Genomic DNA, 10,657 nt, shown 5'->3' with positions numbered 1-10,657 from the left:
GATAGAGGGAGAAAATCGAGGAAATAAGGAGGACGATATCGGGTTATCTTTTCGGCGTTTCCGGTTTTTCTCTCTGATAAAAAATCATGGGCTTAAAAAGCGGTTCTAGCAAACCCGATTTTTACGTGAAATCAATATGGGGCGATTATCCGGAATAATTCATTCTCCGACATAATTTTCCGGCATAAAAGTACAAAATTTTTTGGCGTAAAAGCACAAAAGAGGAGTCGCACTCGCCAATAGAGTTCGGTATAAGAAAACCGTTTATTTCTGAAGGAAGGTAAAAGAACCTTCACATAGGACGGAGAAAATTATGGCCAATGTAGTGGTTGTCGGCGCACAATGGGGCGACGAAGGAAAAGGCAAGATTGTTGACTGGTTATCCGAGCGTGCAGATGTTGTTGTACGCTATCAAGGCGGACACAACGCCGGACATACATTGGTTATAGATGGAACAAGTTACAAGTTGTCACTTTTCCCGTCGGGCGTTGTTCGTGGAAAACTGTCAATTATCGGCAATGGCGTTGTTGTTGATCCGCACCATTTTGTTGAAGAGCTGAAAAAACTCAGAGATCAGGGAATTAAAATTACACCTGACAATTTGCGTATTGCTGAAAATGCACCGCTCATTCTTTCGCTTCATCGCGATCTTGATGCAGCGCGTGAGGATGCCACATCGAGTCTCAAAATCGGTACGACAAAACGCGGCATCGGTCCGGCTTATGAAGATAAGGTCGGCCGTCGGTCCATTCGCGTGATGGATCTTGCAGAACCTGATACTTTGATGGCAAAAATCGAACGTCTGCTTGCCCACCACAATCCGCTTCGCCGCGGCATGGGAAAACCTGAAATCGACCCGAAAACACTTTATGACGAACTGATGGAAGTCGCCGCCGACATTCTTCCCTTTATGGATCGCACATGGAAGTTGCTTGATGAACAGCGTCGCGCCGGTTCGCGCATTCTTTTTGAAGGCGCCCAGGGCGCGCTTCTTGATAATGATTTCGGCACATATCCATATGTGACTTCATCCAATACGATTGCCGGTCAGGCTGCGACAGGATCGGGCATGGGGCCGGGGGCAATCAACTATGTTCTGGGAATTGCCAAGGCCTATACCACGCGCGTTGGTGAAGGCCCGTTTCCGACCGAACAGAAAAATGAAGCAGGCGAATATCTCGGAACACACGGACATGAATATGGCGTTGTAACCGGACGCAAGCGTCGTTGTGGATGGTTTGATGCGGTATTGTTGCGCCAGATGATTGCTGTTTGCGGCATTAACGGCATTGCTTTGACAAAGCTTGATGTTCTTGACGGGCTTGACGAGATCAAATTGTGCGTCGGCTATGAGCTTGATGGCAAAAAAATCGACTATATGCCTTCCTCCATGGGCGCACAGACCCGCCTGAAACCTATTTACGAGACAATGGAAGGCTGGAAAGAAACCACTGCCGGCGCAAGAAGCTGGGCAGAATTGCCTGCAAAAGCCGTAAAATATGTTCGTCATATTGAAGAATTGATCGGTGCTCCGGTAGCACTTTTGTCAACGAGTCCGGAACGTCTGGATACAATTCTTGTGACGGATCCGTTTGAAGACAGGTAAAATGACGTTATTTTTCTTGACATTATGCGAAGATGTCAGAAATTGACGATTGTTTTATAAGGCTATATTTATTTAGTCTCAAAATATAAGCTTACCGGATAGAGTTGTTTAAGAACAATATTGGTCAACAATCGGTAGCAACCGACCGATTAATCGGTTGCCGGTTGTTGTAAATATGAGAAAGCAAAAAACCGATGGCGAATTTCGCAGGTTTATTGAAAAAGACGATCGACGCTCAGGAAAATCCCACACCACAGTTGCGGGCGCGGGTTTATGCCCGCGCACGTGAAACGGTCGAGCGGAAACTTGCCGAGACCAATGTTCCTCAAAACGTTGCTGAAGCACAAATGAAAGCACTTGATTATGCTATCAAAAGTGTTGAAGCCGACTATGTCGCGGTTGAACAGGAATTGCTTTCTACCATCATGGTAAGGAAACCGGATGAACATTCGCCGGCACCTGATACCGATTTTGCAAAATCGGCAATAAACAATCCGGAAATCGAAAAAAATATAACGTCAGCACACCCGTTTCCGTTTTCGCATGAAAATGCGGGCAATGATGTCCATGGGCAGGTTCCTGAACGTTCGGAACGGGAAGAACAGTCTGCCGCTTCTCTAACAAATCATGAAAGAGAAATTCCGGTCGGGGGGGCTGATAACCGGTTTTATGCTTCACGAGGAGAAGTCCATCATGGAAGCAGAAATGAAAATAAAGAACATGTGAGCCATAGGGAAACACCCGTTGCTTCCGGCGAAGCCGTTTCCCGAAATAGTGAAATCCCGTCGTCAGGGTCGGGTAAACAGGAAGAAGCGTACAGCAGGTCGGAAGACGCTTCCACTGTGGCAGCACAACAACCCGACAATTATCGCGCCTATAAAACAGTGCCGGATGCCGAACCGGTCAACATGGAAGCCATTATTGCGGCTGAAAAAGAGGCTTTGGAAGAACAAGCCGAAAAAGAACAACAATCGGCGAAAGCCTTGGGCAATAATCAACAAAATGGCGATTATGATATTGTTTCGGATATTTTTGTGCAAGCTGCCCGCCGTACGGAACGTCGTGCTGCGCGAAAGCGGGCGATTGTGATCGGTCTGTCAAGTGCAGCAGTCATTATTGTGGTGGCCGGTGTTCTTTTGACAGCCTGGAGTTTCCTTTCAGGCAAAGACAAATCACATGAAGCGGAAAAACATGTTGCCGGAAACAGTGTGAGCGAACAACCCAAAGAAAAATTCACACAGCGATTGCTGGAGGATGGCAGCGAAGTTGATGAAGGCCCTGCGAAAGCGGCAGCCAAACCGGGCGAAGGCACGTCAACATCGGCTGGCACAACCGGAACCGCAAACCAGCAGGAACAAGCCGGAGAGGCAACATTCTATCAGGCGCGCACCTATCAGAAGGACGAAAAAGTCGAGACAGGTACAGTTCAATGGTCTTTGGTCAAGGACAAAGCCAATGCGCAAAATCCGGAAGAACTTGCGGTGCGCGGCAATGTTACAATTCCCGACGAGAAATTATCTTTAAGGTTGACGATCCGGCGCAATACGGATCCGTCATTACCTGCTGCCTATCTTATTGAAGCTATTTTTATTGTCCCCGATGATTTTGAAGGCAAGGCAATCGACAATGTTCATGAATTGACATTCAAGGATAGCGAACAGGCTCCCGGACAACAGTTGACTGGAACAGTCGAGGCGAAGATCGACGATGATTTCTTCCTCTTTGCATTAAGTGGTGCCAATCCGTTCAGGGATCGCAACTTGCAACTTATGAAGCAATTGGGGTGGATCCGGCTGGTTATTACCGACAAAAACAGCCGTATTTCGGAATTGACTTTTTCCAAAGGACCAAATGGTGAAACTATTTTCAATCAGGTTATCGATAGCTGGTTGAACCAGAACAACAAGCCTACCCTCTACGATCAGAAGCAGAATTCTACCACTAAAAATACCGATAATCAGGGAGGTGAGGAAGGCGGAAATGGTGGAGTTGCGCCACAGGGCAATTCCGGTGAAAACAGCGAAACCGGTCATAATGGGGAAGGTAATCCTGATAGTCAGTCGCAGGATAATCAATCGAATTTGAATATTGAAGGAACAAATAGCGGTAAGACACCGGATAACGGTGAGGCAACCGATGGAGGGGAAGAGGATACCGAATAATATCTTCTATTCGTTTTCCTCTTAATCCCGACATCCAGCTCAATTCTTCATGGCCTGTCGGCAAACAATTGACCTTACAGTTCACTCTTCCGGCAATTGGTAGAAAGCAAAGAAAAGACAATAACCGGATGCGGGCGATAAAATTCCGGTTACAGCTTTAAGAATGGCAATAGTATCTTTTGCTGTTGCTTTCACGATGATTGGTTCACTCCCGTCACGGCTGAACATTAAAAACAGAAAGGCTCTTGCGAGCCTTTTTGATTTGCCGGATCGAGAGGAAATTCTACCGTTTTTATTCTTATTGCTTTAAAAGCGAAATCAAAAAGCTTGAAACGCTGTTCAAGCCATTTTACTTCGCAGTTGCCGATGCAATTTTCTTTTGTGTGGTCGGTAAAAGCGCATGTTTTTGGGCAATAGCTTCTGCTTTGACTGCGTTTTGCACTTTTTCAAAAGCACGCACTTCAATTTGACGAACACGCTCACGGCTAATTCCGAACTCGGTCGAAAGCTCTTCCAGAGTGACAGGATCATCGGACAGACGGCGGGCTTTAAAAATCTTTTTTTCACGATCGTTCAGGCTATCCATAGCCTTTTCCAACATGGCACGGCGATTTTCAAGCTCGTCCTCTTCGATCAATAGCTGTTCCTGGCTTCTTGAATCATCAACCAGCCAATCCTGCCATTCTCCGCTTTCACCTTCGCTGGCACGGATCGGTGCATTCAACGATGTGTCGCCCGACAGACGACGGTTCATCGAGATGACATCATCCTCGCTGACATTGAGGCGGGTTGCAATTTCTTTCACTTGTTCAGGATTGAGGTCTCCATCGTCCAGAGCCTGAATTTTGCTTTTGACTTTTCTTAAATTGAAAAACAGCCGCTTCTGATTGGCGGTGGTGCCCATTTTAACAAGGCTCCACGAGCGTAAAACATATTCCTGAATGGAAGCCTTGATCCACCACATAGCATAAGTGGCAAGTCTGAAACCGCGTTCCGGCTCGAAACGTTTGACAGCCTGCATCAGGCCGACATTCCCCTCGGAAATAACCTCGCCGATCGGTAACCCGTAACCACGATAACCCATTGCAATTTTCGCAACGAGTCTTAAATGACTGGTAACAAGTTTATGTGCTGCCTTCGGGTCGTTATGCTCGCGATAGCGCTTTGCAAGCATATATTCTTCCTGCGGCTCCAGCATAGGAAACCGGCGTATCTCTTCCAGATACCGGGCAAGTCCCCCATCACCGTTGGCAACTGATGGTAAATTTGTCTGGGCCATAAAGCACCCTCCTTTAGCGCGTTCTCCCGTCATAGGCGAAAACGAAAAATATCCTTTTAGAATAGGATGTAACAAGCATATTACACCTTCTATATGGCCTTTTTAAGAAACAAGCAGATGTCAGGTTGACGTTCCATCAAACAAACCCGCCAAAGCCAGAATAGTTTCACCTAAATTTCCGAAATGCCCCGATAAGGTCGAGCATATCAGTTGGCAGGCCACTCGTAAAGCGCATGATTTTCCCGCTGGATGGATGTTCAAAGGCAAGTGTCGCGGCATGAAGAGCCTGTCGCGGGAAAGTGCTGACAATTGCTTTCAATTCTTCGGGTAATATGTTGGCTTTGGTTTTGAAAGCACCGCCATAAACCTGATCGCCGACCAAAGGGTGGCCGATATGAGCCATATGTACACGGATCTGGTGTGTGCGGCCTGTTTCCAAACGGCATTCGATCAGACTTGCAATCGCTTCTTTTTCATTGTTGCCCCCGAATGTTTCTATGACCCGATAATGCGTAATTGCATGGCGGGCATCCATCTGTGTTGGCGAGACAACAGCTCTTTTCGTGCGATCGCGCGATGAACGTCCAAGATAGGTGTCAACCACGCCGGTTTGTCGCTCGAAAGCACCCCAAACGACAGCCTGATAGCTCCGCTCAAGCGCACCCTGTCGGCCATGGTCGGCAAATTGGCGGCTCAGCATATTATGGGCATGGTCATTTTTGGCGACCACCATGACCCCGCTCGTATCCTTGTCCAGCCGGTGAACAATTCCGGGGCGTTTTACGCCACCAATACCCGAAAGCGAAGAGCCGCAATGGTGAATGAGAGCATTGACCATTGTTCCCGTCTCGTTCCCGTTGCCGGGATGGACAACAAGGCCTACAGGCTTGTCGATAACTATAAGATCGTCATCCTCATAAAGAATATCAAGATCTATTGCTTCACCTTGTGGGCGCGCAGCCACCGGTTCCGGCAAAGAAAACTCGATTGAATCGCCATTTTTCAATCTGGTTTTCGGCTCCAGAACCGGAATCCGATTAATTTTCAATTGTCCTTCGCGAATGAGTGCCTGAAGACGCGAACGCGACATTTCCTGACATTTTTTTGCCAGCCATTGGTCGACACGTTGGCCTTCGGCCGAGTCATCACTTACCAGTCTGATCAAATTTTATCCTGCTCATATGCGAAAGTCGTAAATTTGCATTTCCGGCAAAAAGTCATCTCCTTCTTGCCGGAAACAGTCACTTTATTTTACCATTCCGAGATGGCTTTGGTATCAAGAAATTCTGTAATTCCCCAAATGCCACCTTCGCGGGCATGGCCGGAATATTTGACACCGCCGAAATAGCTTCCCTTCGGCAAGGTCAAACCGTTGACTTCAACCATGCCGGAACGCAATGCTGTGGCAACGCGGTGGCATCTTTCCTTGTCTTCGGATTGGACATAGTTGGTCAGGCCATAATCTGTATCATTGGCCATCGCTATGGCTTCTTCTTCGCTGTCAAAAGGAATCATCGACAGAACCGGCCCGAAAATTTCCTCGCGGAAAATTCTCATATTCGGTGTGACATCGGCAAAAACAGTCGGGCGAACAAAATAGCCGTGATTGATGCCTTCGGGCAAACCCGTTCCGCCAGCAAGAAGTGTTGCACCTTCGTCGATACCCGATTGGATAAGGCCCTGGATTTTTTCAAACTGGGCTTTGGATACAACCGGTCCCAGATGGTTACCGTGTTCGCTTGCCACAGCAAGTTTGACATTATTTGCTACTTCTTTCGCCGTTTTTTTGGCTTTTTCATAAATCGAACGCTCGACAAACATACGGGTCGGTGCATTGCAGCTCTGGCCGCTATTATTGAAACACCTTAAAACACTCCATTTGACAGCATTTTCACGGGCATCGGCAAAAACCAGATTGGCGCCCTTGCCCCCAAGCTCCAGCCCCACACGTTTCAATGTGTCGGCGGCATTTTTGGAAATTGCCTTGCCTGCGCGGGTAGAGCCGGTAAAGCTTATCATTGCAATGTCAGGATGGCCGGAAAGACGTGTACCGACACCCGCACCATCGCCGTTGACAAGATTGAACACACCCTTCGGAACCCCTGCCTGATCGATGATGTCGGCAAAAAGCAAAGCGGAAAGAGGTGCAATTTCCGACGGTTTCAAAACCATGGTACAACCGGCAAGCAATGCCGGAATGACCTTCAAAGTAATCTGGTTCATTGGCCAGTTCCATGGCGTAATGAGACCGACGACGCCGATAGGCTCATATTGTAAAGCACTATCCTTATGACCTTTGACAAGTTCGGACTGGAATGAAAAATGTAAAAAACTGTCGATAAATGTTTCAATATGGCGACCGCCTGCACCGACCTGCTGTTCAATAGCCATATCGATAGGCGCACCCATTTCGGTCGAAATTGCCTTTGCCATCTCGCCTTTGCGCTGGTTATAGATGGCCAATATCTTTTCGACAAAAGTCAAACGTTTTTGCGGGTCGGTGTGTTTCCACCCTTCAAAGGCTGCTTTTGCTGCTTCGACGGCCCGATCGGCATCCTTTTCGGTGCCATTGCTGATGACAGCACAAACTTCTTCGGTTGAAGGATCAATGACCTCCAAATCGCGTGCTTCAACCGGTTCCACCCATGCACCATTTATATAGAATTTGCGTTTATCCAACATAGTTTATCCCTTCAAGTCCTCGCCAACTCGTTTATATCCGTTTCACCTCTATCCAAAGCGATAAGACGCTGATGTCGGCAAAACTTTTATGTTAAAAATATGCCATTCCGGTATGTGCGAACAAACCGGCTTTTTGAAAATTCCGGTTTTTGAAAAATCAAGCCGGTTTGTAGGAAACCCAATTTTTCAGAATTATCGGTGTCAGACAAGCACAAAACCGGACAAGTCCAAAAAATGCGCTTGTTTAAACCTTAACGTCCTGAAATCCGGTTTCATAAAATCCATGCCTGCAATTTCCGGATTTTCAATTTCCGGTTTTTGGCAAGATCTATTTTCCGGTTGTCGGGCCTGTTCCGGTTGTCGGGCTTGTTATTGTCCTGTTCTCACAACTTGATACGGGAATTTCCATATTTGCAGTTCGGTTTGCGTCGATAAATTTGACGTAATAGGAATTGATCGTCAAATCAAAATATCGTTGATTGGTTTTACGGTAGGGAAGCGCCTGTTCGGCCTTGAGAATTCGGCAATATTGGCCGAGATTTTTATTGAGATAACTGTTGGCATAGGCCTCAAGATCGTCTTTTGTGGAACCTTCGGCAAGAGGCTCGTTCGTTTTCAAAGTCAGCGTAAGCGAATGCGCGCGCACTTTAACATGGGTCAAGGTTACAACGTCGAACTTCAGCACGCTGTGTTTGAATTGCCGATCAAGCTGTTTTTGGCGTTGGGCAAGGTTGATTAATGGCTGGATCGGGCTTGGCCCTTCGGTCTGGAAAGCCATATAGGCACTCATTGCAAGAGCACCGGTGGCAATCACCATGAGTTTCTGTGGTACTTTCAGGAGCCTCATGACGATAGAGAACAATACCAACGCGATTATGAGTATCGTAACGACGATCTCGATACCGTGCAGGTCAAATGGCAATATATAGATCAGTTCTTCCATGGCTTGGTCATCGTCAATTTCATTCGGGCCGAATTATAAAGCAGAATTCTTAATTATAAGATGATAACAGACGGAATATGCTTTTCCACATCTCACAGTTGAAAGGATATATCCACATCAAAAGTTCCTTCTTAAGCGGTCGGGTTGTTATTTTTAATTTATGTTATTATACTATACCCCTCATATATGTGATTTTGGTTGACGGTTATTGATCCGACCCTAATTTTTACGATAAACTTTATCGTTGTTGTGGGCAATTATCCAATCGTCTTTAGCCCTTTATCAAATTTTCAGTTTTGTTTGACGGAAGATTTGATTGAAGCGAATCTGTTTGTTTTTATTCGGGAAAAGGGCAAACCTCAACATCGTGAGATTTGGTAATGCAACGGTCTTCATTTGCGCGTCATTCGCACGCTTATTGATGAAGAGATATGTTTTGCGCGCAGAAAAAATGCGGGCTTTAAAAAAGACATATCAGGAAGAAGGAAGAACATATGTCAGAAACGACACTACAACCACTCACTGTCAAAGATATTCCCATTGTCGGAAACAAGGAACTGCGAAAAGTTATCTGTGCAGCAGGTCTCGGAAATGCCATTGAATGGTTCGATTTTAGTGTCTACGGTTTTCTGGCAGTCATTATCGGACACACGTTTTTTGCTTCCGCTCCCCAATCGGTTCAATTGATTGCCTCGCTTGCAACCTTTTCCATTCCTTTTCTGTTCCGGCCGATGGGCGGCGCCATTTTCGGTTATCTTGGCGATAAATACGGTCGCAAAAACATTCTCTCTTTTACAATCATTTTGATGTCGGCAAGCACATTTGCCATCGGCCTCATTCCCTCTTACGCGACAATCGGGGTATTTGCCCCGCTTTTGCTGCTTCTCGCTAAAATCATACAGGGGCTTTCCGTTGGTGGCGAATATGCCGGTGCGGTGGTTTTTGTCAGCGAATATTCACCGGATAGAAAACGCGGCTTTATGGCAAGCTGGCTCGATTTCGGTTCCATTGCCGGTTTTCTCGTCGGGGCTCTGGTGGTGTCGACGATTTCTCTTGTGATCGGGCAGGATGCAATGGGCGATTGGGGTTGGCGTATCCCCTTCTTCATTTCACTGCCGCTGGGGTTAATCGGCCTTTTTTTGAGAAAATCATTGGATGAATCGCCCACTTATGAAGCCCAAAATAACAATTCGATCGAGGCAGAAGAACAGGAAAAAGTCGAGACAACATCTGTCGGTACGATCATCAAGGAAAACCTCAACGGCATTGTTATCAGTTGTCTTTTGGTGGTTGCGGTGAACTCGACCTATTATATGTTGCTCACCTATATGCCGAACTTTTTATCCGTCAATCTCGGTTACAGCTATGACCATGGTGTTCTTATTATCATTGTTGTTATGGCTTTCATGCTTCTGGTGCAACCGCTTGTCGGTTTTTTAAGCGATAAAATCGGTCGCAAACCGTTTCTGTTTATAGGTTCTGTCGGTCAATTCTTTCTTGCAATTCCCGCTTTTTATATGGTTATGCATCACAATGTGTTTATGATTGCAGGGGGAATTGCCATTCTTGCGGTTCTTCTTTGCTGTTTCATTGGTGTTATGGCTTCTATCCTTCCGGCACTTTTCCCGACAGATGTACGCTTCAGAACGCTTGCAATCTGCTTTAATATTGCGGTGTTGATTGCCGGTCTTACGCCTCCCATTGCAGCCTGGCTTGTTGAAACTTTACAATCTCTTTATATGCCGGCCTATTATCTTATGGTGGTTGCGGTTTTCGGCTTTATTGCAGCAGTCAAAATGCCCGAAACGGCCAATCGCCCGTTAAAAGACGCAACGCCGGTTGCTTCATCCAAAACCGAAGCAAAAGAAGTTTTGCAGGAACATTTCGATTATATCGAAGATCAGGTCAACGAGATTGAAAACAAAATCTCCGACCTTGAGGAACAGAGACAAAATCTTGTCGATCAACACCCGAAACTCAATTGA

The 10,657-nt window shown here is 46.5% G+C and carries 7 protein-coding genes; 3 read left to right on the top strand and 4 right to left on the bottom strand.

Annotated features, from left to right (window positions below):
- Nucleotides 1-313: 313 nt before the first annotated feature.
- Together BBC0122_RS11185 and BBC0122_RS11180 are read left to right on the top strand one after the other, a co-directional pair.
- Nucleotides 314-1,606: an adenylosuccinate synthase gene (locus tag BBC0122_RS11185; protein ID WP_077993850.1), complete on the top strand. Its 1,293-nt coding sequence runs from the start codon at nt 314-316 to the stop codon at nt 1,604-1,606.
- A 194-nt stretch (nt 1,607-1,800) separates the two neighbouring features.
- The gene (locus BBC0122_RS11180; protein ID WP_077993849.1) at nt 1,801-3,768 is read left to right on the top strand and encodes a hypothetical protein; all 1,968 of its coding nucleotides are present in this window, start codon (nt 1,801-1,803) and stop codon (nt 3,766-3,768) included.
- Nucleotides 3,769-4,117: 349 nt separating this feature from the next.
- Here the strand turns inward: BBC0122_RS11180 and rpoH are convergent, their stop codons facing one another.
- From rpoH to BBC0122_RS11160, 4 genes are all read right to left on the bottom strand, one after another.
- Nucleotides 4,118-5,047 (bottom strand): RNA polymerase sigma factor RpoH, encoded by a 930-nt coding sequence (gene rpoH / locus BBC0122_RS11175; RefSeq protein WP_077993848.1) that lies wholly within the window; start codon nt 5,045-5,047, stop codon nt 4,118-4,120.
- A 166-nt stretch (nt 5,048-5,213) separates the two neighbouring features.
- The gene (locus tag BBC0122_RS11170; RefSeq protein WP_077993847.1) at nt 5,214-6,212 is read right to left on the bottom strand and encodes an RluA family pseudouridine synthase; all 999 of its coding nucleotides are present in this window, start codon (nt 6,210-6,212) and stop codon (nt 5,214-5,216) included.
- An 86-nt stretch (nt 6,213-6,298) separates the two neighbouring features.
- A complete protein-coding gene (locus tag BBC0122_RS11165; protein WP_077993846.1) occupies nt 6,299-7,729 on the bottom strand; it encodes an aldehyde dehydrogenase family protein in 1,431 nt (476 codons plus the stop codon).
- 328 nt (nt 7,730-8,057) lie between these two features.
- On the bottom strand, nt 8,058-8,672 hold the full coding sequence (locus tag BBC0122_RS11160) for a hypothetical protein (protein ID WP_149866698.1): 615 nt from the start codon (nt 8,670-8,672) through the stop codon (nt 8,058-8,060).
- Between the two features lie 494 nt (nt 8,673-9,166).
- Here BBC0122_RS11160 and proP point away from each other — a divergent pair, with 494 nt between their 5' ends.
- Complete coding sequence (proP, locus tag BBC0122_RS11155) at nt 9,167-10,657, top strand: glycine betaine/L-proline transporter ProP (protein ID WP_077993844.1); 1,491 nt, start codon at nt 9,167-9,169, stop codon at nt 10,655-10,657.

This window comes from Ditibartonella choladocola (genome assembly GCF_002007565.1).
Classification (GTDB): domain Bacteria; phylum Pseudomonadota; class Alphaproteobacteria; order Rhizobiales; family Rhizobiaceae; genus Bartonella; species Bartonella choladocola.
This window is presented reverse-complemented; position numbering and strand designations above follow the sequence as displayed.